Raw genomic sequence first — 23,996 nt, 5'->3', positions numbered from 1 at the left:
CGGATCAGATACTCGACGTACCGCGAATTGCGTGTCCTTCGTGCGTCACTGTGTCGATGTGCTCGTCCATGCGACGTGAAGTGCATTGCTGCGGTCGCAATACGAGCGCGATGTTTTTCGAAGATGTGACATCTTTCAATTCGCGAGGTTTTAAATTCGCGATATTTTTAATTGGCGATCTCGTCGTAGCCACGCCCGACGAATTGCAGCAGGCACCACCCATGTCCGTACGGATCGGCGATGTGCACGATGCGTCCCCATGATGCTTCACGGATGCCGCCTTCCTGCGTCGCGCCAGCGCGCACGGCGCGGACGAGGGCGGCTTCCAGATCGTCGACGACGACATCACAGTGCAGCGGCGTCCAGTGACGCGTGTAATCGCGTTTCGAACTGCCCGCGCCCGTGCTGCCTTCGGCCTTTTTCAGAAGATAAATCGGAACTTCCGCGCCGAGCAGTTCGACCACGCCATCGCCGAGTCGGCGCGCGGGCCGCAAATCGAACGCCGCTGTGTAGAACGCCTCAGCGGCGGCGAGATCGGGAACATCGATGTTGAGCAGCAGTTTCATGCGAAGCCGCCTTGGTCTACGCACCTACGAAATTGGTGCCGAGCGTGAAGCAGGCCGTCATGCCGACCAGAAGTGAGGCGCTGATCACGATACATGCCGTCCACCAGCGCGGGCGCTCCAACCAGCAGGCGAAAGCGAAGAATAGCGGCACGCAGGACACCACATAACGCGCCATGCTCATCAGCGTGCCGGTCGACCATGGCAGCAGGATACAGATCAGCGCGTACAGGGCCAGTCCGCGTTGGCGTGCGCGCCACAGCCAGGCGCTTCCCGCCAGCCCGAGCAGCAGCGCGGCGTTGTTGAGCCAATGCACGTTCCAGTTCTCGGTCAGTTGCAATGGCTGACGCAGCGAACGATAGAGCGGGTCCAGCATGCGGCGCAGGGTCACGCTTTCGCGTCCCCAGGTGGTCTGGATGTCCGAGAACGCGAACGGATTGCCGGTCTTGTGCCAGAGCAAGGCCATGAACGCGAACAGCCCACTCAATCCGAGCACCGCGAACAGCCAGATCTTCGGCGGCGGCAGGTGGCGGCCTTCGCGCGCTTCCCACCACATCAACGCCGACAGGAACACGCCTGTCGGCCGCGTCGCCGAGGCGAGGGCATTGAACACGGTGGAATTACCCCAGCGCCGCTGCGCGATCGCCAGCAGGCTGGAGGCCGACAGCAGGACGAACAGCGACTCGCTCCATGGCAGGGAGAAGAAGTACGACGTGGGAAACAGCGCCAGGCACAGCACCGCGCGCGTCGCGGTCGCTTCATCGCGCATGACCTGCACCCAGCGATGCACCTGGATCAAAGCGATGAAGAACAACAGATTGACCAACACGAGGCCGGCGTTGCGCATGTCGAACCCGAGCCAGGTCAACGAACTCCACAACAACGGATGCAATGGAAAGAACGCCCAGTTGGCTTGTGCGCTGGTATCGAATGGGCGCGTTTCGTAGCCCTGCGACACGATGGTGCTGTACCAGCCCGCGTCGTTGGCGAAAGCGATCGTGTGCAGGTGCGCCACCGCTTCCGGCGTGAAGAGCCGGATATCCTGCGGATCGGAGCCCATGCCCTTCCACTGCTGGGCGATCGCGATGGTGATCGCGGCCGAAAGCAGGATCAGCGTGCGCGATAGAACGAAGGCGAATACGGCCGCCGACAGCGCCCGTCGCCAATTGCTGGAGCGCGCGGGCGCGCTCGTGTCCAGTGAAATGTCTGCGGGTCGCTGGGTGACGTCAGATGTCACGCGCCAGTTTCTCGGCCAATCCGGTATAGCTGGCGGGCGTCATCTCCAGCAGGCGCGCCTTGTCCTCTGCCGGCAGTGCCAGCGATTCGATGAAGGCGCGCATGGAATCCGCATTGATGCCCTGGCCGCGCGTGAGCGCCTTGAGCTGTTCGTATGGCTCCGGCAGCCCGTGGCGGCGCATCACCGTCTGCACGGCTTCGGCTAGCACTTCCCAGGATGCGTTGAGGTCGGCGGCCAGGCGCTCGGGGCTGGCCGAGAGCTTGCCCAGGCCGCGCAGCAGCGCGTCGTAGCCGATCAGCGCGTGGCCGAAGGCCGTGCCCAGCGCGCGCAGCACGGTGGAGTCGGTGAGATCGCGCTGCCAGCGGCTGATCGGCAGCTTCGCCGCGAAATGCTCGAACAGGGCGTTGGCGATGCCGAAGTTGCCCTCGGCGTTCTCGAAATCGATCGGATTGACCTTGTGCGGCATGGTGGAACTGCCGACTTCGCCGGCTTTGACCGCCTGCTTGAAATAACCGAGCGAGATATAACCCCAGATGTCGCGGCACAGGTCGATGCAGATCGTATCGATGCGTTTCTGCGCATCGGAGATCTCCGCGACGCTGTCGTGCGGTTCGATCTGGGTGGTGTAGGGATTGAAATCGAGGTCGAGCGATTCGACGAAGCGCTGCGCAAACAGCGGCCAGTCGACGTCCGGATAGGACACGGCATGCGCGTTGTAGTTGCCGACCGCGCCGTTGATCTTGCCCGACAGCGACACCGCCGCCAGCTGCTCGCCCTGACGGCGCAGGCGCGCCACCACGTTGGCGAGCTCCTTGCCAACCGTGGTCGGCGATGCCGTCTGCCCGTGCGTGCGCGAGAGCATCGGCAGCGCGGCATATTCGTGCGCCATCGCGCGCAGGCGTTCGATCAGGGTGTCGAGCTTCGGCAGCAGCACTTCGCGCCGGGCTTCGTTGAGCATCAGGGCGTAGGACAGATTGTTGATGTCCTCGCTGGTGCAGGCGAAATGCACGAACTCCAGCGCTGGGCCCAGCTCCGCGTCGTCCTTCAAGCGTTCCTTGATGAAGTATTCGACCGCCTTGACGTCGTGGTTGGTCGTGCGCTCGATCTCCTTGATGCGAGCCGCGTCCGTGACCGCGAAACCGTCCGTCAGGCCGCGCAGTTTCGCGATCGCGGCCTGCGAGAACGGCTTCAACTCCACGATGCCCGGTTCCGCGGCCAGGGCCAGCAGCCATTCCACCTCGACGCGGATGCGCGCCTTGATCAGGCCGTATTCGGAAAAGATCGGGCGCAGGGCGTCGACCTTGCCGGCGTAGCGGCCGTCGAGCGGAGAGAGGGCGAGGAGTTGGGTTTCGATCTCGGCAGAGGACATGGCGGGTCGAGGAGCGGGCAGGCGGCAATTCTAATCGCTGGGGCGTATCGTTATGCGGCTTCCCCCGCAAAAGTCCGTGCTTCCGCCGTGCCGGCGACACGGTTCGATGTGCGGACTTCCCCCCAATCAGGACAGTACGAGCGCAGTCATGGCCGCTTCCAAGCAGAACCAGAGCAAGAAGAGTCAAAACAAGCTGGACCAGAAACAGGACCGCTTCCGTATCGAGCACGACAGCATGGGCGAATTGAAAGTCCCCGCCGACGCGCTGTGGGGCGCGCAGACCCAGCGCGCCGTCCAGAATTTCCCCGTCTCCGGCCGGCCGCTGCCGCGCGGCTTCATTCGTGCGCTCGGCCTGATCAAGGCCAGCGCGGCCTCCGTGAATTCCGATCTCGGCCTGCTGCCCAAGAATGCGGCCAAGGCCATCCACGCCGCCGCGCTGGAAGTCGCCGAAGGCGCGCACGACGCGCACTTCCCGATCGACATCTACCAGACCGGCTCCGGCACGTCCTCGAACATGAACGCCAATGAGGTGATCGCCACGCTCGCCTCGAAGGCCGGCAGGAAGGTCCATGCGAACGACCACGTCAATCTCGGGCAGAGTTCGAACGACGTGATCCCCACTGCGATCCGCGTCTCGGCGCAGCTAGCGACGGTCGAGACATTGCTTCCCGCACTCAAGCACCTGCGCAAGACCATCGACGGCCGCGCCAAGGCCTACGCCAAGGTGGTCAAGACCGGCCGCACGCATCTGATGGATGCGATGCCGCTGACCTTCGGCCAGGAATTCGGCGCCTGGTCGTCGCAACTGACCTCTGCGGAGGCACGCATCGAGGACGCGCTCAAGCGCCTGCGCCGGCTGCCGATCGGCGGCACCGCGATCGGGACCGGCATCAATGCCGATCCGCGCTTCGGCAAGGCGATGGCGAAGACGTTATCGTCGTTGACGAAGACGAAGTTCGAATCGGCGGTCGACAAGTTCGAAGGCCTCGCGGCGCAGGACGACGCGGTGGAGCTGTCGGGTCAGCTCAATGCCCTGGCGGTGGCGTTGATGAAGATCGCCAACGACCTGCGCTGGATGAATTCCGGCCCGCTCGCGGGGATTGGCGAAATCGAATTGCCGGCACTGCAGCCGGGCAGTTCGATCATGCCGGGCAAGGTGAATCCGGTGATCCCCGAGGCGACGGTGATGGTCTGCGCGCAGGTGATCGGGCACCACACCGCGATCACGGTGGCCGGTCAGACCGGCAATTTCCAGTTGAACGTGACCTTGCCCCTGATCGCGGTCAACCTGCTGGATTCGATTTCGCTGCTGGCAGCGGTCTCGCGCCTGCTCGCCGACAGTGCGATCGCGGGGCTGAAGCTGCGCAAGGACAACATCGAGGCCGCGCTCGGCCGCAATCCGATCCTGGTCACGGCGTTGAATCCGATCATCGGCTACGAAAAGGCCGCCGCCATCGCCAAGCGCGCGTACAAGGAAAATCGCCCGGTATTCGACGTGGCGTTGGAAGACAGCGGCCTGTCGGCGTCTGAATTGAAGAAGCTGCTCGATCCCGCCGCGCTCACCCGTGGTGGCATCCATGCCGGTGGCGGAAGCGGCGGTGGGTGAGGGCGGGAGTGCCGCCCTTCACGATCATCGTCAGGTCGAACTGTCCGTGGCGTCGGTTGCGTCCTTCTTGCAATCGTCGATGTCGGAGACGCTCATCGTCGCGTAGGGCTTGAACGCCGGCAGTGCGTCAGCCAGCTTCGTTTGCGCTTCCAGCAAGCCGGGCAGGTGATTGCACAATGCCAATGCCTTGGCCTTCAGTTTCTCGACGTGCGGGGCGATCTTCGCTTCGATCTGTTGGGTATCGACGCCGTTGAAGACGCCCTTGAGCGCTTCGCCGGCCGCATTCAGACCGATATCGGCGCCTTGCACGCCGACATCCATGCCGCTTTGGGCGACGGCCAGCAGCCGGGTCCGGTAGGTTTCCAGCAATGCGTGCTGCTGCTCGTTGACATCCACCTTGGTGCCGCCGATCAGCAGATCGCCCTCCGGCGTGATTTCCGCTTTCGGCAGTTTCTTGTTGCCGTCACCGATCGACAGATTTTCCTGCCCCAGTTTCTCGCGGGCCTTGGCGATCTCGGCGCGAGCGTCGTTCATGCCGACCCGGGCCTGATCGATGCCGGCCTTGGCTTCGTCGATGGCTTTCTTGACGACCGAATCGCTGGCGTTTTGCGGCGCCTGTCCGCAGGCGCTCAGCGCAAGCGCGCAGGCCAGGGGCAGGGCGGAAAGCAGGGATCGTGTAGCGTTCATGCTCGGGATTCCTGTTCTGTCTCGTGTCGGGAGCGGAGGTTTCAGTCGGCCAGTTCGCGGTGCCGGCGCAGCCAGATCGCGGCGTAGATCATGGCGGCGCCGATCGCCGCGCCGATCCACAGATCGAGCGTGCCGAGCACTTGCCAGGTACTGCTGAAATCGATGGCGTTGGCCAGATCGGTCGGGCCGTTGAGACGTTGTGGGCTGGCTTCGTGGTTGAAATACCAGGTGCCCGGCGCGATGCTCAGCAGACCGCGCACCACCAGCGTGTACCAGACCGAGCCATACGGAACCGCGAGACCGGTGACGCCGCCCATCCAGCTGATCAGGATGGCGCCGAGGAAAGGCAGCAGCACCGCCCAGAGGAAGGGCTTGCTGCGCGCCCAGGCAGAGCACAGCATCAGCCAGCCCACCGTCGGCAGCGCCCAGAGCACGTAGATGGGAATTGTCGACAGCACGTGCGTGATGACGCGGAAGGGATGCGAGCGCGAGAAGACCGCTTCGGCACCGGGAATGCCGTTCACGAGCATCATCCCGGCCGTGATCAGCCACAGCGTGACGCCGACGATCAGTCCGATGACGACGGCAAGGGCTGGCGCCAGCAGCAATGCCCAGGTCGCCTTCGACAGCACGGTTTCGGCATCCGACACCGGCAGCGATTTCCAGAACAGCACGCTGCGGTCCTTGCGTTCATCGTAGAGCGAGCCGAGCGCGTAGAAGAACACGACGAAGACGAGCACCGAGGTCGTGATGCCGACGCCGACCAGCAGCGCGATGTCGCCGGCGAAGCCGACCGCATGTCGCACTGCTTCCACGCCGCCCGCGCCGTTGAAGCTCAGATCATTCACCCGCATGTTGCGGCCGTCGAACATCAGCGAACCGGCGATCGCGCCGAACAGCGAGAACAGGATGGCAATGGCGCCGGTCACCAGCGGTGCCCACAGGAAGCCGCCGCGATGTTCCCAGAATTCGCGCTTGAGCAGCAGCAGGAACCGTTGCGAAACGGAGATGGACGCACCCTTGCTGCGGAAGGCGGAAGTGGAATCCTGTGATTCGACGATCGCGTTCATGCGTAGGTACCTTTCATCAGGGCGACGAACAGATCGGCCAGGCCGGGTGTGCGGGTTTCGCCGAGGGCGGCAAGCTGTGAGGTTCCGGCGGCCTGCCGGCCGTCGAACAACATGACGACCTTGCCAAAGGGCAGGGCGCGCTCGTCAAGCGGCTTCAGCGCGCGCGCGGCATCCACGCGATCGGCGCTGACTAGCACTTCCGTGTACCGCTCGCTGACCTCGTCCATGGCCGCATCCAGCACGATCTTGCCGTTGCGGATGAACATCACGTCGGTGAGGATGTGTTCGACCTCCTCGACCTGATGCGTGGTGATGATGATGGTCTTCTGCTCGTCGAAATAGTCTTCCAGCAAGCGTTGGTAGAACTGCTTGCGATAGAGGATGTCGAGACCCAGCGTGGGTTCGTCGAGCACCAGCAGGCGCGCGTCGATCGCCATCACCAGCGCCAGATGCAGCTGCACGATCATGCCTTTCGACAGTTCGCGCACGCGCTGGGTCTTCTTGAGCTTGGTGTTGGCGAGGAAGCGTTCGCACTTCTCGCGATCGAAGCGCGGATGTATGCCGGCGACGAAGTCGATAGCCTGGCCGACACGGATCCAGCGTGGCAGCACCGCGACGTCGGCGATGAAGCAGACATCGTTCATCAGCTCGTCGCGCTGCGTGCGCGGATCGCGGCCGAGCACCTTGAGCTGGCCTTCGAACGGGGTGAGTCCGAGGATCGCCTTCAGCGCGGTGGTCTTGCCGGCGCCATTGGGGCCGATCAGGCCGATGATCCTGCCCGGCGCGATCTCGAAACTGGTGTCGTCGAGCGCGACCGTGGTCCTGTAGGCCTTGCGAAGCTGGCGGGCGCTGACGATGGAGTCTTGCCCGGCATCGTGGGAGGTGGCAATGGCACTCATGCGCCTTCTCCCTGCTTCGGTGCCTGTACATCAGGCTTGAGCAGATCCTCCATCGACAGCCCCAGGCGCTGGATGCGCTCCATCACCAGTGGCCACTCTTCCTTGAGGAAACGCTCGCGCTCGTTGGAGAGCAGCTTCCTTGATGCTTCTTCGGTCACGTACATGCCGAGTCCTCTGCGTTTTTCGACAAGCGCCTCGTCGGCAAGCTCCTGGTAGGCGCGCGAGACTGTGATCGGATTGAGTTGGTATTCGGCGGCCACCTGCCGTACCGAGGGCAGGGCGTCGCCGGGTTTGAGCACCCCGTCGAGCATCATCGCCACCACGCGTTCCTTGAGTTGGCGATAGATGGGGGCGCCATCACTCCATTGGATTCCCGTCATCTGCTCAGCTCCCGCTGCGACGCAGCCCGCGTGCGAAGGAAAAATAAGGAACGGCGAAGGCGTTGCGCAGCCGGTGCGACTTGGACTTGCGTGACCGGACGGGCTCGGCCGCCGGTTCGACCGCGGCACTGATCTGGCTCGCGTGCAGGGCGGCACCCAGCGCGGCATCGGTGGTGAGTTCGGTGGTCAGCGCCAGTGCGGCGGCGACGACCTCGCCGACGTCGGCGCCGGCATTGGCCTTGGCTTCGAGCTTGGCCGCCAACGCGTTAGCCTTGGCCTCGATCCGGACTTCCAGGGCCTTGGCGCGCGCGTCGGCGATGGCGGCGCGGGCATTGGCCACGGCGGCTTTGGCGTCAGCTTCGATGCGCCGGGCTTCCGCCTGGGCGGTCGAAGCCTCGGCGAGCGTCGGGGCGATCTCAGGCGATGTTGCGACGGGACGGCCGATGAGGAATCCTCCGGCCAGGAGCAGCCCGACGATGGAGAAGGCCAGCAGGGAGTTGTGCAGTTTGCGGTGCATGGCGGGCGTCCTTCCTGGGTGATCGGTGTTGTATCTAACTATAACACCAAAACACGGGGCGTCAACAGAATTCACTGCCGCGAACACCCAACTAAAGTCATACTCTTGCCAGCGCTTGTGTGGATCCAGGAATGTATAAATGAAATCAAAGACTTACGTTGCATCTCTGCTGCTTCTGCTCTGCGGAGCGGCCGTGGCGGCGACAGGCGGCCTGCTGGACCGCAGCTACCGGCCGCTGGCGGGGAAGCAGCCGGTCGATCTGGCCAAGACATATGGCGGCGACGTGCTGCTGATCGTCAACACCGCCAGCAAATGCGGATTCACGCCGCAGTTCGAGGCGCTGGAAGGCCTGCATGCCAAATACAAGGCGCAGGGATTCGCCGTGCTCGGATTTCCGTCGGGTGATTTCAAGGCGCAGGAATTCGACGACGAGAAGAAGATCCAGGAATTCTGCACGCTGACCTACGGCGTGAAGTTCCCGATGTTCCAGAAAGTCCACGTGGTCGGGCCGGATGCGACGCCTTTGTACAAGGACCTGAAAGCCGCCACAGGCGAAGAGCCCAAGTGGAACTTTCACAAGTACGTGATCGGACGCGATGGCAAGGTGGCCGCCAATTTTGGCAGCAAGGTCAAGCCGGATGCCCCCGAAGTCGTGGCCGCGATCGAGCAGGCGTTGAAGGCGCCGCGCCCCCGTGCGGGCCGCTGAGTTTCATCGTCCCGGGCTGGACCTGTTCACAGGTCCGCCCTTGCAGGTTTGCCCCTGCGCGCGGCGCCCGCGACAATAGCCGGCCTCGCCTAGGCGGCGGCAGCGCGGATTCGGCCGCGCTCGCTCCAATGCAATCCCACTCACGGAGAGTTACAGGATGAAGTTTTTACTGCGCGGCGTCGCCGTGCTGTCGATGGTCGCGGTCGCGCAGTTGGCGACCATGACTCCCGTCTTGGCGCAAGACAAGCCCGCGCTGGTCAGCGAACGCGACAAGGTCAGCTACACGATCGGCATGGACGTGGGGCGTTCGTTCCAGCCCGCCGCCCAGGACATCGACCTGGCCGCGCTGGAGCGCTCGATCCGCAACAGCCTCGACGGCGGCAAGCCGTTGCTCGAGGAAGCCGAGGCCATGACGATCGGCAAGACGCTGATGATGCGCATCGCCGCGCGCAACGGTCAGCCGCTGCCGGGCGTGGCGCCGGGAACGCCGCCGCCGGAAGTCGCCAAGGACAAGGCCGGATTGTTCCTGGGCATCGAAGTGGGCCGCTCGCTGCAGCCGCTGAAGGACCAGATCGATCTGCCGACGCTGATGCAGGCCGTGCGCACGCGTTTCGCCGACGGCAAATCGCTGCTGACCGATGCCGAGATGGATGCGGTGCGCAAGTCGCTGGGCGAGCGCATGCAGGCCGAAACCGCCAAGGTCGGTGAGAAGAATGAAGCCGCGGGCCGCGAATTCCTCGCCAAGAACAAGACCGTCAAGGGCGTCTTCACCACGCCCTCGGGTCTGCAGTACATGGTGCTGCGCCAGGGATCGGGCAAACGTCCGCTGCCGAGCGACCACGTTCGCGTCAACTACGAGGGCACGCTGCTCGACGGCACGGTGTTCGACAGCTCCTACAAGCGTGGCGAGCCGGCCGAATTCGGCCTGAACCAAGTCATCGCGGGCTGGACCGAAGGCGTCTCGATGATGCCGGTCGGCGCGAAATACCGGTTCTGGATTCCGGGCAACCTCGCTTACGGCGAAAAGGGCGGCCCCGGCATCGGCGCGAACTCCACCCTCGTCTTCGATGTCGAATTGCTCGATATCCTCTGATTTTCCACCCACCGGCCTGCAGATCGCCGGTCTTCGTCCGCTTTCCCATATCCCAGGAGTTACCCAACGATGACATCCCACTTCCGTACCGCCGCCACCGGGCTGCTGGCCGCCTCGCTGGTGATCGGCTTCGCCGCCTGCAAGAAGATCGAGGACGGCGCCAAACCTGAAGACAAGTCGGCCGAGAAGGGCGCCGACAAGGCCGGCGCGGACGACATCGCCAAGAGCAGCGGCCTGAAGACCACGAAGGAACAGGCGAGCTACATGATCGGCATGGAGATGGGCAAGTCGCTGAAGCAGATCAAGGACGAGATCGATTTCGACACCCTCACCAAGGCGCTGAAGACGACCCTCGACGGCGGCAAGCTGCTGCTGACCGACGAGCAGGCGCAGAAGGTCGGACAGACCTTCGCCCAGGAAATGCAGGCCAAGCAGCTGGCCAAGATGGAAGAAGACAAGAAGAAGAACGCCGCAGAAGGCGAGAAGTTCTTCGCCGAGAACGGCAAGAAGGCGGGCGTGCAGACGACGGCCTCCGGCCTGCAGTACCAGGTGCTGACCGAAGGCAAGGGTCCGAAGCCGACCGCCACCGATACCGTCCGCGTGCACTACAAGGGCGAACTGCTCGACGGCAAGGTGTTCGACAGCTCCTACGATCGCGGCGAACCCGCCATCTTCCCGCTCAACCAGGTCGCGCCGGGTTGGGCCGAAGGCGTGCAGCTGATGCCGGTGGGCAGTAAGTACAAGCTGTTCATTCCGAGCAAGCTCGGCTATGGCGAGCAGGGCACGCCGGGCGGCCCGATTCCGCCGAACGCGACGCTGGTGTTCGAAGTGGAGCTTCTGGAAATCATGAAGCCCGGAGCCCCCGCCGCCGCGCCGGGCGCACCCGCCGCGAAGAAGTAAGCGAAACGGAACCTGTCGGTTGCATACGGAGTAGTTGAATGCGGGTAGCGATTTTTGGAACGGGTTATGTCGGCCTGGTCACGGGAACGTGCCTGGCCGAGGTTGGGCATGACGTCGTGTGCGTGGACATCGACCAGGCAAAGGTCGATGGCCTCAACAACGGCGTAATCCCGATCTACGAGCCCGGTCTCGAGCCGATGGTGAAGGCCAACCATGCGGCCGGCCGCCTGCGTTTCACGACGGACGCGGCGCAAGCCGTCGCCCACGGCGATGTCATCTTCATCGCCGTGGGCACGCCGCCGGACGAGGACGGCAGCGCCGACCTGCAGTACGTGCTGGCGGTGGCCAGAACCGTCGGCGAACACCTCGACCGCCCGGCGGTGATCGTCGATAAATCGACGGTCCCCGTCGGCACCGCGGACAAGGTGCGGACGGCGATCGCCAATGCGCTCGCAGCCCGCAACGTCGAGATCGCCTTCGATGTCGTCTCCAACCCCGAGTTCCTGAAGGAAGGCGCCGCGGTCGAGGACTGCATGCGTCCCGACCGCATCGTCATCGGTTCCGACAATCCCAGGGCGGTCGAACGGCTGCGTCGTCTGTACGCACCGTTCAACCGCAACCACGATCGCATCGTGGTGATGGACGTGCGTTCGGCCGAGCTGACCAAGTACGCGGCCAACGCCATGCTGGCGACCAAGATCAGCTTCATGAACGAAATCGCCAACATCGCCGAGAAGGTTGGCGCCGATGTCGAGATGGTGCGCCAGGGCATCGGTTCCGATCCGCGCATCGGCTGGCATTTCATCTATCCGGGCGCCGGTTACGGCGGCTCCTGCTTCCCGAAGGACGTGCAGGCGCTGGCACGCACTGCGCAGCAGCACGGCCATGCGCCGACGCTGCTCAACGCGGTCGAGGCGGTGAACGATCATCAGAAAGGTCATCTGTTCGAATTGATGCAGCGGCACTACGGCGGCACCGAAGCGCTGCGCGGCAAGACCATCGCTGTGTGGGGGCTCGCGTTCAAGCCCAATACCGACGACATGCGCGAAGCCTCCAGCCGGCGCCTGTTGCAGCAACTCTGGGAAGCCGGTGTCAAGGCGCAGGCCTACGATCCGGAGGCGATGGAGGAAACCCGGCGTATCTTCGGGGAACGCGACGATCTGGTCTTGTGCAGCAGCGCCGACGAAGCGCTGCGCGATGCCGATGCCCTGGTCGTCGTCACCGAATGGAAGCAGTTCCGCAGCCCCGATTTCGCCCGCCTGAAAGCGCGGCTGCGCGATGGGGTGATCTTCGACGGGCGCAATCTGTACGAACCCGGCGAAGTCGAGAACGCGGGACTCGCGTACTACGGCATCGGGCGCGGACGCTCTCTCCAGGCGGCCTGATCCGATGGCGGAGGACTTCGAACAGCGGCTGGTGGAGCTGGAGACGCGATTGGCGTTCCAGGATCAGACCTTGGCCGAACTGAACGACGCCCTGGCCGAGATGCGGCGGGAAGTGGCGCGGCAGACCGATCTGCTGCGCCGCGCGCTCGAGGAGCTGAAACAATCCCGCGGTGCGCTCTACGCCGATCCGGCCGACGAACCGCCACCGCCTCACTACTGAACGCCCGCACGAGCCGACGGCTTCCGTTTCGCCTCACTTGCGGCAGAATATTTCTCCATGAGCGACAGCCTGCGCGACCAGCTGCTCGGCCTCGGTTTCAAGCCGGCGCCGAAACCAGATTCCAAGAAGCACGATCCCAAAGCGCCTCGACGCGACGGCGCGAAGCCCGGCAAGCCACGCCCGAACGAAGCGCGTGGCGGCAACAAGCCGGGGCAGGGCGCGCGCCCGCAGCCGTCGCAGAACAAGCCACAGAACAAGCCGCACCATCACGGCAAGCCGCGCAGGCAGGAAGACATCGACCTGGCCAAGGCCTACGCGATCCGCGCGCAGAAGGAAAAAGACGAGCGCATCGAGGCGGAACGCCTGAAGCAGGAGGAAGCGCGTCAGCGTCGCGAAGCACGCGCGAAGCTGGCGGAGCTGCTCGAAGGCAAGGCGCTCAATGACGCGAATGCGGATATCGCTCGTCATTTCGACTATGGCGGCAAGATCAAGCGCATCTACGTCAACGCCGATCAGCTCAAGGCGCTCAATGCCGGTGAGCTCGGCGTGGTGCAGCTCAACGGACGCTATCTGTTGGTGGATGCGCTGATGCTGGCGCAGGCCGAGGCATTGTTCGCACCGTCCGTCGCGCTCAAGGTGGATCCGAACGCGTCCTCGGAAGACGATCCGTATGCGGACCCCCAATACCAAGTCCCTGATGACTTGGTCTGGTAGCGCGAGACTCTCATTCGGATCGGACGCGTTTTTCCGCGTCCCCCTCTTGTTCGTCGCATTGCTTGCGGGACCGGCACATGCCGATGATGCAGCGCCCGCATTCGATCGGCCCGGCATCGCTTTCGCCACCGAAACCTTGCCGCGTGGCACGTTCGCATGGGAACAGGGGCTGCCGGATGCCAGCACGGATCGCACCGATGGCATACGCACGACCACATGGATCGCCGACACGCTGCTGCGTTTCGGCGTGGCCGACACACTCGAACTGCAACTGGGCGCGAACAGCTTCGGCGGCGTGAAAGTACGCGGACGCGGCGAGCACAGCAGCGAACATGGCGGTGGTGACGGTTGGGCCAGCGTGAAATGGGCGCCGGCGACCAGCAGTGATGACTTCACATGGGCGGTGCTGGCCACGGCCACTTTGCCGTTCGGCGAAGCACCGATCGGCGACGGCGGCCACGACTACGACGTCGGCATCACCGGCACCTGGGCACTTCCGTCGGATACCAGCGTCTCGCTGTACGCCGACCGCAGCTGGGGCGACAGCGGGCGCGGCTGGATGTTCTCGCCCAGCTTCGCGTTTCCGCTCGGCGAGGACGTCGGAGGCTATGTCGAGGCCGGCTACGGCACCGGCGCGGCGCGCACCCGTGTCGCGGGCGGTGGTGTGACGTGGATGGCCACCGCGCGATTGCAACTGGATGCCTCGTTCCTGCGCGGGCTCGACGATGACAGTCCCGATTGGCAGGGCGGTATCGGCATGGCGCTTTATTTCCCCTGATTCCGAGCGAGGCGAAATCGCGCTAAATAGCGATTTTGCTTCACGAAATTTGCGTCGTCGACGCTTCCCGTCTTAGTCCCTGAGACATCGTCCACGTACGATTGTCTTGCCGAAAAGGCCGCTGGGGAAATCTCGATACGAAGACTGGTCACTGCATGTCCGGCATGCGGATGCAGAGGCTTTACGCCGTGGACCACCGCCTATCGACATCGATTGAGCCCGGCCGGGGATCGGCAAACCATCTATCGGAGATCAGGATGCAACGTATCGCGTGTCCCCAATGTGGTGGTGCCGCTCATGCGTCCTGATCTGTGCGAGGACAATGTCTTTGTCGGTCTCGTGACCAACCTTGGCGAGGATGGGGTGGCTGGCATCGCTCGTTGCACCACGGCGATCGAGAACTGCGAAAAACCGTAACGCGGATCGCGTATCCGGAAATTCCGCGCGCCAAGGATGGCATGCGGTCATTTTCATCCATTGTTGTCATCAATCGGGGGATTCATGCGTACTGTTCTTGTTGCGTTTCTAATCTTGTCGGGTCTGATATCCAGCGCGGATGCCGGCGCGTGCGATACCGTCGTTGCCGACGATACCTATCAGATCGTCGATTCCGGCTCCTATTGCCTGGCTGCGGATCGTGGTATCCCGCTCTCCATCGTCGGCGGGGACGTCGAACTGGATTGCCAAGGGCACGCGATCGCCGATGATTCCGGCACGCAATTTGCCGGCGTCTATATCGATTCCGCGGCAGACGTAACGGTTCGAAATTGCCAGATCAACAATTTCCAGATCGGTATCTATCTTCGTTCGGGTGATCACAGCCAGCTGGTCAACAACACGATCTCTAAATCGAGAATCGCAGCGATCTCGGTCTATGCCCGCGATTCCAAATTGATCGGGAACAGGATCATCAACTACGACAATCCTTATGCCGCCTGGCAGGAAAACATCCAGCTCTATCTGGCGGATCGGGCCGTGGTGATGAACAACGTCATCGCCGGCTCGCATGGTTCTTCGGTTGTCGGGTTGCTGCTCGACGGCTCCGCCGACGTGCAGGTCGTCGGGAATCAGTTTCTGGACTTCACTGCCTCCGAGCCATATCGCAATGTCGCCGTCGAAGTGCGCCATTCCCAGCGGCCCAAGTTCATCCACAACACGATGATGATGCGCACGACCGATGCCCAGGGGCTCATCGGGATCACGCCTGATGTCGAAGCGACCTGTATCGCGAACCTCGCCATCGGCGTTTTGCATTCCGGTTTCGGTGATTGCCTTGTCGCCGAACGCAATACCGAAGCACCGTAAGCGGCATGTCCGGGAGCGGGCGGGCGGGAGCCCGTCCGCTCCGGTCGTCAAAACAGATTCTCGATCGGCGTTTCCAGCAGTTCCGCGGTCTGGTGCGCCAATTGCCGCAGGTGCGAGACTCCCAGATCCCGGATCAGACTATGGCTTTGATGCGGCACTTCGGAATCGATGATGTCGTGCGGTGCGATGTTCTTGTCATGGACGCCGGGAATGAATTCGATGCCTGCGGCTGCGTAGCAGTGTTGCACCATGGCCGAGCAGAACACGGCGCCATCCTTTTCCAGCAGATTCTTGCGCCGGCGCAGGCGGCGGCTGTACATCGCCATCACCGTGCCCGCCAGTTCGCTGATCGAATAGCTCGGCAGGCCCGCCAGCAGTTCCAGGGCTGCGGTTTGCACCTTCAGCATCTGGTCGGGATCGAGGCCGAAGTCGAGCACGGCGACGTTCGGGAACTTCTCCGCGTCGAAATAGCGGTTGAGACGATTCTCCTGCACGCCGACGCGGATCTGTCTGTAACGAAAATCCAGATCCGACTCGATCACCCACCAATGCCCATCGACACGGCGTTCGTTGAAGATGAAGACATGCGACCACTGGCTGCGATGACCATCGGCGGTCAGCGGCGCCTGCGCCTTGCGGATCATCTTGCTGGTGAGGTCGCTGCCAGCGCACAGGCCGATGCGGCCGGGCGCGGCATGTTTTTCGAGGAAAGCGGCGTTGCCGGTTTGCGATTCCATGCGCGGACCTCAACGAGGGCTCATGCCGCGGCGGCCATGCTTGAAGTCCGCATGGCCGAGATCATTTCGTTCACGAGAGCGGCGCTGCGTTCGGGGCTTTCCATCGGGAACAGATGGCTGCCCTCGATCCATGCCAGCCGATCGCCGACCAGACGCTTGGTCGCACGCAGGCCAGTCTGGCGCATCTCGCGCGAGCGGGTGCCGGCGATGAACGATACCGGGATCGTCAGATGCGAGGCCGCCGCGACCACGCTACTGCTCGGGATGCTGCGATAGATCTGGTATTCGACGTTCCGGTCGAACAGCAGCTCGCGCCCCTGGGCTGTGGCGACGGTGCCAAGCTCCGCGTAGTCGCGCAGCACGCGCGAATCCCACGCGGCGAAACCGGGTTTGACGGCGTAATGCGCATGGACGGCATCGACATCGGGCCAATGCGTACGCCTCTGCAAAGTCTGCTCGAGCGGGATGAAGTGCCGATCGAGCCCGCTCCAGCGGCCGAACTTGAGCAGACGCGCACTGAAACCGGCGATCAGCGGAGAATCCAGCAGCACGATGCCGGACACCTTGTCGCCAAGCCTGCGCGCGGCCAGCAGGCTCAGGTATCCGCCAAGCGAATGACCGACCAGCCATAGACGGCTACCTCGCGTCTCAACCGCCTGCGCGTGTTCGCACAGCTGATCGACCAGACGCGGCCAACCCCGGCTGACGGGGTAGTGCAGATCGTGGCCGTAACGATCGATGGCGGAGATCTCGAATTCCGGCGCCCACGCCTCGAACAACCGGCGATAGATCGGCGCCGGGAAGCCATTGGCGTGGGAGAAGACGATGTGGTCCTTCATCGTGCGGAAGCCTGCGTGCCTATTCCGGATCGTAATCCAAATTCGAGGCCAGCCACCGCTCCACCTGCGTCAGGGACACTCCCTTGCGTCGGGCATAGTCCTCGGCCTGCTCCTTGGAGACACGCCCGACCACGAAGTACTGGCTGCGGGGATGGCTGAAGTAATAGCCGGACACGGCCGCGGTAGGCAGCATGGCGAAGCTTTCGGTCAGGCTCATGCCGGCATTCTTGCCGGCGTCGAGCAGGGTGAACAGCGTGCCCTTCTCGCTGTGCTCGGGGCAGGCGGGATAACCGGGGGCAGGGCGGATGCCGCGATAGCCTTCGGCGATCAGCGCCTCGTTGTCGAGCGCCTCGTCCGGCGCGTAACCCCAGAACTCGATCCGCACGCGCTGATGCAGGCGCTCGGCGAACGCTTCGGCGAGGCGGTCGGCCAGCGCCTTGAGCAGGATGGCGTTGTAGTCGTCGTGCGCCGCCTCGAAGCGGGCGACGTGCGGCTCGATGCCAATGCCGGCGGTGACGGCGAAGGCGCCGATCCAGTCCTGTTTGCCTGATGCCTTTGGCGCGATGAAATCGGCGAGGCAGAAGTCAGGGCGATCGACGGGTTTGTCGACCTGCTGGCGCAGGAAATGCAATCGCGTCTGCCCGTTCTCGGCAGACAACATGACGTCGTCACCTTCGCTGTGAGCCGGCCACAGGCCGAACACGGCTTTCGCCGTCAGCCATTTCTCGGCGACGATCTTGTCGAGCATCGCGCGTGCATCGCGGTACAGCTCGGTTGCCTGTTTGCCGACGATTTCGTCGCTGAGGATCGCGGGATATTTTCCGGCCAGTTCCCATGCCTGGAAGAACGGCGTCCAGTCGATGATCTCGATCAGTTCCGCCAGCGGATAGTCGTCGAAGACGTGCAGGCCCGGCTGTTTCGGCACCGGCGGCGTGTATTCGTCCCAACCGCCGTCGAACTTCTGCCCGCGTGCCTTTTCGAGAGAGACGAGGCGCTTGGCGTCGCCGCGATTCTTGTGGCGCTGGCGGATCTCGGCATAGTCGGCGTCATTGGCGGCGACAAAACCGGCGCGCATGTCGCGCGAGATCAACGACTGCGCCACGCCGACGGCGCGCGAGGCATCTTTCACCCAGACTGTCGGCGCGTTGTAGTGCGGATCGATCTTGAGCGCGGTATGCGCGCGCGAGGTCGTGGCGCCGCCGATCAGCAGCGGCATTTCGAAGCCTTGCCGCTGCATCTCGCGCGCGACGTGGCTCATTTCTTCCAGGGACGGCGTGATCAGGCCCGACAGGCCAATCAGATCGGCATTTTCCGCGCGGGCGCGATCGAGGATCGTCTGCGCCGGCACCATCACGCCAAGATCGACCACGTCGAAGTTGTTGCAAGCCAATACCACGCCGACGATGTTCTTGCCGATGTCGTGGACGTCACCCTTGACGGTGGCCATGACGATCTTGCCGTTGGACTTGCCGACGTCGCCGGTTCTTTCCTTCTCTGCCTCGATGTAAGGCAGCAGATAGGCCACGGCCTTTTTCATCACGCGCGCGGATTTCACCACCTGCGGCAGGAACATCTTGCCGGCGCCGAACAGATCGCCGACCACGTTCATGCCGTCCATCAGCGGCCCCTCGATCACATCGAGCGGGCGGGTCGATTGCGCGCGGGCTTCCTCCGTGTCGGCTTCGACGTACTGGTCGATGCCGTGCACGAGCGCGTGACTCAGGCGTTCGCGCACGGACTTGCCGCGCCACGCCAGATCCTCGACCTTGGCTTCGCCTTTCTTGCCCTTGTAGCGCTCGGCGATTTCGAGCAGGCGTTCGGTGGCGTCCTTGCGCCGGTTCAGCACCACGTCCTCGACGCGTTCGCGCAGTTCCGGATCGAGGTCGTCCACGATCAGCAACGCGCCGGCATTGACGATACCCATGTCCATGCCGGCCTTGATGGCGTGGTAGAGGAACACGGCGTGGATCGCTTGGCGCACGGTCTCGTTGCCGCGGAAGGAGAACGAGACGTTCGACACGCCGCCCGACACGTGGCAATGCGGCAGCGTGCGTTTGATGATGCGCGTGGCTTCGATGAAGTCGACCGCGTAGTTGTCGTGTTCCTCGATGCCGGTGGCGATGGCGAAGATGTTGGGGTCGAAGATGATGTCTTCCGGCGGAAAGCCCACTTGTTCCGTCAGGATGCGGTAGGCGCGCGTGCAGATCGCGACTTTGCGTTCGCAGGTATCGGCCTGGCCTTGTTCGTCGAAAGCCATCACCACCGCGGCGGCGCCGTAGCGCAGCACTTTGCGTGCGTGTTCGATAAAGACGTCTTCGCCTTCCTTCAGCGAGATCGAATTGACCACGCCCTTGCCCTGCAGGCATTGCAGGCCGGCTTCGATCACGCTCCACTTGGACGAGTCGACCATCACCGGAATGCGGGCGATGTCGGGTTCGGAGGCGATCAGGTTGAGGAAGCGCGACATCGCCTTCTCGGAATCGATCAGGCCCTCGTCCATGTTGACGTCGAGGATTTGCGCGCCGTTGGCGACCTGTTGGCGCGCCACCTCCACGGCCTCGTCGTAGCGTTCTTCCTTGATCAGTTTTCGGAACTGCGCGCTGCCGGTGACGTTGGTGCGTTCGCCGACGTTGATGAACAGCAATTCGGGCGTGATGACCAGCGGTTCCAGGCCGGACAGCCGGGTATGACGGGGCGGGGGAGTGTTCGAATTCATCGTGGACTGCTGCATTCCGATATCGCTTACCAGACCTTGTAGACGCGGCCGCTTTCCACGCCTTCCACGCTGCGGCGATACGCCAGCGCGGCGCGTGCCGCCGGAACCGGTTCGAAACCGGGGAAGAAATCGCGGTAGGCGTCCCAGGATTCCTGCAACGCGTTCGGGCTGACCACATTGATGCGCAGACCACGGCCGAGTTCACAGGCGGCGGCGCGCGCAAAGCCTTCGACGGCATTGTTGACCGCGGTGGCGTTCACGCCCTGGCGGATCGGTTCCTCGGTGAGGATGCCGGTGGTGAGGGTGATCGAACCGTTGTCGTTGAGGTGGTGCTGGCCGATCAACGCAAGCCGTACCTGGCCGAGCAGCTTGTCCTGCAAGCCGGTGTCGAATTGCGCCGACGTCATCTCGGCAAGCGGGCCGAAATGGACGTTGCCGGTGGTGGCGACGATGGCATCGACCTTGCCGGTGGCGGCGAACAGCGCGGTGACGCTGGCGTCATCGCGCAGATCGATCTTGTAGTCGCCGCTGCTGCGCCCAGCGCGCAGGATCTCGTGCCCGTCGGACAATTCGGCATCGACTGCACGACCGAGCGTGCCGCCGGCGCCGACGATCAGAATCCTCATGCGTTCGCTGCCTTCATCAATCGCGCTGTCATCAATCGTGCCTTCATCAATCGTGCTTTTATCAGTCGTGCTTCCATCAAGACGCGGTCAGGCCGCATCCGCCAGTGTCGCCACGGGCAGCGAACGCGGCGTGATGCCATGTACGGCCTCCGCGATCGCGCGGATGTGCGCGGGCGTGGTGCCGCAGCAGCCGCCAACCAGGTTGAGCAACCCGGAGGTGGCGAACTCGCGCAGCGTGGTCGCCATGTCCTCCGGCGTTTCGTCGTATTCGCCGAATGCGTTGGGCAGGCCGGCGTTGGGGTGCGCGCTGACGTAGGCGTCGGCGATCGTCGCCAGCGTTTCCACATGCGGACGCAGGTCCTTCGCGCCGAGCGCGCAGTTGAGGCCCACCGACAACGGCCGCGAATGCGAAACGGACGCATAGAACGCCTCGGCCGTCTGGCCCGACAGAGTGCGCCCCGAGGCATCGGTGATGGTGCCGGAGATCATCACCGGCAGCCGCGCGCCACGTGCTTCGAAGGCTTCCTCGATCGCGAACAGCGCCGCCTTGGCGTTGAGTGTGTCGAAGATGGTTTCCACCATCAGCGTGTCGGCACCGCCGTCGATCAGACCGTCGGCGGCTTCGCGGTAGGCGATGCGCAATTCGTCGAAGTTGGTGTTGCGGAAACCCGGATCGTTGACGTCTGGGCTGATCGATGCCGTGCGGCTGGTCGGGCCGAGCACGCCGATCACGAAGCGCGGCTTTTCGGGCGTCTTCGCTTCGACTGCATCGCAGCACTGTCGCGCCAGTTGCGCGCCCGCCTTGTTCAACTCGTAGACGATGTGCTCGAGGTGATAGTCGGCCTGGCTGACGGTGGTGGCGTTGAAGGTGTTGGTTTCGATGAAATCCGCGCCGGCTTCCAGGTATTCGGTGTGGATGCCGCCGATGATGTCCGGACGTGTGAGCAGCAGCAGATCGTTGTTGCCCTTCAGGTCATGGCCGCAGTTCGCGCCGTGGACGTGGGCTTCCTGCGGCCGTGCGCTGTCGTAGCCGTCGACGAAACGCTCGCCGCGGTAGTCGTCTTCCTCCAGCTTATGGCGCTGGATCATGGTGCCCATGGCGCCATCGATGATCAGGATGCGTTCGGTCAACGCGCGTTGCAGGGCGGCGACGCGTTGCGGGTTCAACCAGGGAAGCGTTTTCATCGGGCTTGCTCCATCCGGATCATGGTTTGCGTGATCATGGTTTCTTGGCAATCAGCGAAATCACTTCGAAATGCGGCGGACGCTTCTCGCGCGTCACGGTGCTGCATTCCAGAGTGCGCACCCCGGCCTTGTCGGCGAAGCGGCGCAGTTCCTTTTCGGTGAAGCCGAGGTTGGCGTGGCCGTAGGCCTCGACCGCGCTGCGGTGTTCGTGGTGCGCCAGGCTGCACAGCAGCAACCGCCCGCCTGGCCTGAGCACGCGCGCGGCCTCGGCCACGGCCTGGCCCGGCTTGTCGGCGTAGGTGAGGGCGTGCATCAGCACCACCAGGTCGAAACTGGCCTCCTCGAAGGGCAGGGCGTGCATGTCGCCCTCGCGCACCTCGACGTTGCGGAAACGGCGCAGGCGCTCGCTGGCCGCCGCCACCACGCGCGGGCTGGTGTCCACGCAGACGTAGCGGCGCGAATGCGGTGCCATCAGTTCGGCCAGGACGCCGTCGCCGGAGGCGATGTCGAGCACGTCGCCCGGTTCCAGCAGCGGCAGCGCCGAGCGCGCCAGCGCTTCCCAGGTGCGCCCGGGGGAATAATGGCGCTCCATGTCGCCGGCCACGGAGTCGGCCCAGTTGCGATCGGCGGCGCGGGTCGCCAGCACTGCGGGCACGCGCTCGGCGTCCTGGCGCAGCAGCGGATCGTCGCTGCCGGTCGACAGGGCCTGCCAGAGGGCGCGCTGGGCGGGGTCGAGCGTGGTTTCGTCGAAGCGGTAATAGGCCGAGACGCCGGCGCGGCGGTCGCGCACCAGCCCGGCCTCTTTCAGCTTGGCCAGGTGGGTGGAGACGCGCGGTTGGGCCAGGCGCGTGATCGAGGCCAGTTCGGCCACGGTGAGCTCCTCGCTTTCCAGCAGTGCCAGCAGCCGCACCCGCGTGGCGTCGGCCAGGACTTTGAGCCGGGACGACCAGCCTTCCAGATCCATAAATATCTTCCTATCGCGATATAGAGATAATTGTGGGGCCGGTGTCACGGACGGTCAAGGGCGCGCGGGATAAGCGGCAAGGCTCATCCGCGCCCGATCGCGCCGAACCATGAATCTCGAACAACGACCGATCGGCACGGCGAAGACGGTCGACACTCGAAGCGGGGATGCGCTCGCACCGCGAAACACACGGCATTCGCGCCTGCTTATCGATATCGTCCCGCCGTCTCGACAAGGCGGGACAGTGCGGGAATTCCGAACCGGCACACTCGTTCTGACTTCCGGCGCCAGCTACAATTCCGCATCTTGATTCGATGCCGGAGCGCGACGTGGAGTTTGGATTCACCGAAGAGCAGCTGATGATCCAGGATGTGGCCCGACGCATCGCGCAGGAAAAGATCGCGCCGAGCGCCGAGCATTTCGACAAGACTGGCGAATTCCCGCTCGAGAACATCAAGCTGCTCGGCGAGAACGGGCTGATGGGCATCGAAGTGCCGGCCGAATACGGCGGCGCCGGCATGGACCCGGTCAGCTACGTCCTGGCGATGGTCGAGGTGGCCGCTGGCGATGCCGCGCACTCCACCATCATGTCGGTCAACAACTCGCTGTTCTGCAACGGCATCCTTACCAACGGCACCGAAGCGCAGAAGCAGAAGTACGTGCGTGCGATCGCCGAGGGCAAGGCGATCGGTGCCTTCGCGCTGACCGAGCCGCAGTCCGGCTCCGATGCCACCGCCATGCGCTGCCGCGCAGCGAAGCAGGCCGACGGCACCTACATCATCAACGGCAAGAAGAGCTGGATCACCTCCGGCCCGGTCGCCAAATACATCGTGCTGTTCGCGATGACCGATCCCGAGAAGAGCGCGCGCGGCATCACCGCGTTTCTGATCGACACCGACCGCGCCGGCTTCCATCGCGGCAAGACCGAGCCCAAGCTCGGCATTCGCGCCTCTGCCACCTGCGAGATCGAATTCGCCGATTACGTGGTGCAGCCGGACGAAGTGCTCGGCGATGAAGGCCACGGCTTCAAGATCGCGATGGGCGTGCTCGACGCCGGTCGCATCGGCATCGCCTCGCAGGCGATCGGCATCGGCCGCGCCGCCTACGAGGCCACACTCGCCTACGTGCGCGAGCGCAAGGCCTTCGGCCAGCCGATCGGCGCCTTCCAGATGACGCAGGCCAAGATCGCCGACATGAAGTGCAAGTTGGACGCGTCGCTGCTGTTGACGCTGCGCGCGGCCTGGTTGAAGGGACAGGGACAGCGGTTCACCACCGAGGCGGCTGTTGCCAAGCTCACCGCGTCCGAAGCTGCGATGTGGATCGCGCATCAGGCCGTGCAGATTCACGCCGGCATGGGTTATTCGAAGGAAATGCCGCTCGAGCGTTATTTCCGCGACGCCAAGATCACCGAAATCTACGAGGGCACCAGCGAGATTCAACGTCTCGTCATCGCCCGCCATGAAACTGGACTGCGCTAAGCCGCAATCAACGGAACTCCCA

Annotated in this window: 24 protein-coding genes; 10 read left to right on the top strand and 14 right to left on the bottom strand. The window is 63.9% G+C overall.

Annotated features, from left to right (window positions below; translation table 11 throughout):
* Positions 1–167: 167 nt before the first annotated feature.
* The 3 genes from LG367_RS06480 to purB are packed head-to-tail and all read right to left on the bottom strand — an operon-like array spanning position 168 to position 3,169.
* Entirely contained in the window at positions 168–566 is a 399-nt protein-coding gene (locus LG367_RS06480; RefSeq protein WP_226468404.1) for a VOC family protein, read from the bottom strand.
* A gap of 16 nt (positions 567–582) precedes the next feature.
* A complete protein-coding gene (locus LG367_RS06475; RefSeq protein WP_226468403.1) occupies positions 583–1,800 on the bottom strand; it encodes a mannosyltransferase family protein in 1,218 nt (405 codons plus the stop codon).
* Positions 1,790–3,169 carry an adenylosuccinate lyase gene (gene purB / locus LG367_RS06470; RefSeq protein WP_226468402.1) on the bottom strand — a complete coding sequence of 460 codons (1,380 nt, stop codon included), beginning with the start codon at positions 3,167–3,169 and terminating at the stop codon, positions 1,790–1,792. The genes LG367_RS06475 and purB overlap by 11 nt, the downstream gene beginning before the upstream one ends.
* 148 nt (positions 3,170–3,317) lie before the next feature.
* On the opposite strand from purB, the gene LG367_RS06465 reads away from it, so the two are divergent.
* Positions 3,318–4,775 (top strand): class II fumarate hydratase, encoded by a 1,458-nt coding sequence (locus LG367_RS06465; protein WP_226468401.1) that lies wholly within the window; start codon positions 3,318–3,320, stop codon positions 4,773–4,775.
* Between the two features lie 30 nt (positions 4,776–4,805).
* On the opposite strand, the gene LG367_RS06460 is transcribed toward LG367_RS06465, so the two are convergent.
* Genes LG367_RS06460 through LG367_RS06440 form a run of 5 tightly spaced genes read right to left on the bottom strand, consistent with a single transcriptional unit; the run spans position 4,806 to position 8,328 of the window.
* Complete coding sequence (locus LG367_RS06460; protein ID WP_226468400.1) at positions 4,806–5,462, bottom strand: YggN family protein; 657 nt, start codon at positions 5,460–5,462, stop codon at positions 4,806–4,808.
* A gap of 41 nt (positions 5,463–5,503) precedes the next feature.
* The gene (locus LG367_RS06455; RefSeq protein ID WP_226468399.1) at positions 5,504–6,532 is read right to left on the bottom strand and encodes an ABC transporter permease; all 1,029 of its coding nucleotides are present in this window, start codon (positions 6,530–6,532) and stop codon (positions 5,504–5,506) included.
* A complete protein-coding gene (locus LG367_RS06450) occupies positions 6,529–7,431 on the bottom strand; it encodes an ABC transporter ATP-binding protein (RefSeq protein WP_226468398.1) in 903 nt (300 codons plus the stop codon). The genes LG367_RS06455 and LG367_RS06450 overlap by 4 nt, the downstream gene beginning before the upstream one ends.
* A complete protein-coding gene (locus LG367_RS06445; RefSeq protein ID WP_226468397.1) occupies positions 7,428–7,811 on the bottom strand; it encodes a GntR family transcriptional regulator in 384 nt (127 codons plus the stop codon). The genes LG367_RS06450 and LG367_RS06445 overlap by 4 nt, the downstream gene beginning before the upstream one ends.
* 4 nt (positions 7,812–7,815) lie before the next feature.
* A complete protein-coding gene (locus tag LG367_RS06440) occupies positions 7,816–8,328 on the bottom strand; it encodes a hypothetical protein (RefSeq protein ID WP_226468396.1) in 513 nt (170 codons plus the stop codon).
* Between the two features lie 139 nt (positions 8,329–8,467).
* Between LG367_RS06440 and LG367_RS06435 the strand changes: the two genes are divergently transcribed.
* From LG367_RS06435 to LG367_RS06400, 8 genes are all read left to right on the top strand, one after another.
* A complete protein-coding gene (locus LG367_RS06435; RefSeq protein WP_226468395.1) occupies positions 8,468–9,034 on the top strand; it encodes a glutathione peroxidase in 567 nt (188 codons plus the stop codon).
* A 157-nt stretch (positions 9,035–9,191) separates the two neighbouring features.
* The gene (locus LG367_RS06430; protein WP_226468394.1) at positions 9,192–10,127 is read left to right on the top strand and encodes an FKBP-type peptidyl-prolyl cis-trans isomerase; all 936 of its coding nucleotides are present in this window, start codon (positions 9,192–9,194) and stop codon (positions 10,125–10,127) included.
* A gap of 69 nt (positions 10,128–10,196) precedes the next feature.
* Positions 10,197–11,027 carry a BamJ family beta-barrel-assembly machinery protein gene (bamJ, locus tag LG367_RS06425; protein ID WP_226468393.1) on the top strand — a complete coding sequence of 277 codons (831 nt, stop codon included), beginning with the start codon at positions 10,197–10,199 and terminating at the stop codon, positions 11,025–11,027.
* 38 nt (positions 11,028–11,065) lie between these two features.
* Positions 11,066–12,412, top strand: coding sequence for a UDP-glucose dehydrogenase family protein (locus LG367_RS06420; protein ID WP_226468392.1), 1,347 nt, complete (start codon positions 11,066–11,068; stop codon positions 12,410–12,412).
* A gap of 4 nt (positions 12,413–12,416) precedes the next feature.
* Positions 12,417–12,632, top strand: coding sequence for a SlyX family protein (locus LG367_RS06415; RefSeq protein ID WP_226468391.1), 216 nt, complete (start codon positions 12,417–12,419; stop codon positions 12,630–12,632).
* Between the two features lie 57 nt (positions 12,633–12,689).
* Positions 12,690–13,346 carry a DUF2058 domain-containing protein gene (locus LG367_RS06410; protein WP_226468390.1) on the top strand — a complete coding sequence of 219 codons (657 nt, stop codon included), beginning with the start codon at positions 12,690–12,692 and terminating at the stop codon, positions 13,344–13,346.
* 46 nt (positions 13,347–13,392) lie between these two features.
* The gene (locus tag LG367_RS06405) at positions 13,393–14,124 is read left to right on the top strand and encodes a transporter (RefSeq protein WP_226468389.1); all 732 of its coding nucleotides are present in this window, start codon (positions 13,393–13,395) and stop codon (positions 14,122–14,124) included.
* A 501-nt stretch (positions 14,125–14,625) separates the two neighbouring features.
* Positions 14,626–15,429: a right-handed parallel beta-helix repeat-containing protein gene (locus tag LG367_RS06400; RefSeq protein ID WP_226468388.1), complete on the top strand. Its 804-nt coding sequence runs from the start codon at positions 14,626–14,628 to the stop codon at positions 15,427–15,429.
* Positions 15,430–15,476: 47 nt separating this feature from the next.
* On the opposite strand, the gene LG367_RS06395 is transcribed toward LG367_RS06400, so the two are convergent.
* From LG367_RS06395 to LG367_RS06370, 6 genes are all read right to left on the bottom strand, one after another.
* On the bottom strand, positions 15,477–16,166 hold the full coding sequence (locus tag LG367_RS06395; protein ID WP_226468387.1) for a hypothetical protein: 690 nt from the start codon (positions 16,164–16,166) through the stop codon (positions 15,477–15,479).
* A 20-nt stretch (positions 16,167–16,186) separates the two neighbouring features.
* The gene (locus LG367_RS06390; RefSeq protein WP_226468386.1) at positions 16,187–17,005 is read right to left on the bottom strand and encodes an alpha/beta fold hydrolase; all 819 of its coding nucleotides are present in this window, start codon (positions 17,003–17,005) and stop codon (positions 16,187–16,189) included.
* A gap of 19 nt (positions 17,006–17,024) precedes the next feature.
* Positions 17,025–19,721 (bottom strand): methionine synthase, encoded by a 2,697-nt coding sequence (metH, locus tag LG367_RS06385; RefSeq protein ID WP_226468385.1) that lies wholly within the window; start codon positions 19,719–19,721, stop codon positions 17,025–17,027.
* Between the two features lie 26 nt (positions 19,722–19,747).
* The gene (locus LG367_RS06380; RefSeq protein ID WP_226468384.1) at positions 19,748–20,347 is read right to left on the bottom strand and encodes a short chain dehydrogenase; all 600 of its coding nucleotides are present in this window, start codon (positions 20,345–20,347) and stop codon (positions 19,748–19,750) included.
* A gap of 87 nt (positions 20,348–20,434) precedes the next feature.
* On the bottom strand, positions 20,435–21,532 hold the full coding sequence (locus LG367_RS06375) for a homocysteine S-methyltransferase family protein (protein WP_226468383.1): 1,098 nt from the start codon (positions 21,530–21,532) through the stop codon (positions 20,435–20,437).
* 34 nt (positions 21,533–21,566) lie between these two features.
* Complete coding sequence (locus LG367_RS06370; RefSeq protein WP_226468382.1) at positions 21,567–22,496, bottom strand: ArsR/SmtB family transcription factor; 930 nt, start codon at positions 22,494–22,496, stop codon at positions 21,567–21,569.
* Between the two features lie 314 nt (positions 22,497–22,810).
* Here LG367_RS06370 and LG367_RS06365 point away from each other — a divergent pair, with 314 nt between their 5' ends.
* Entirely contained in the window at positions 22,811–23,974 is a 1,164-nt protein-coding gene (locus tag LG367_RS06365; protein ID WP_264179800.1) for an acyl-CoA dehydrogenase family protein, read from the top strand.
* Positions 23,975–23,996 lie beyond the last annotated feature (22 nt).

Origin of the sequence: Luteimonas panaciterrae (assembly GCF_020511115.1) — a bacterium.
Lineage (GTDB): Bacteria > Pseudomonadota > Gammaproteobacteria > Xanthomonadales > Xanthomonadaceae > Luteimonas > Luteimonas panaciterrae.
This window is presented reverse-complemented; position numbering and strand designations above follow the sequence as displayed.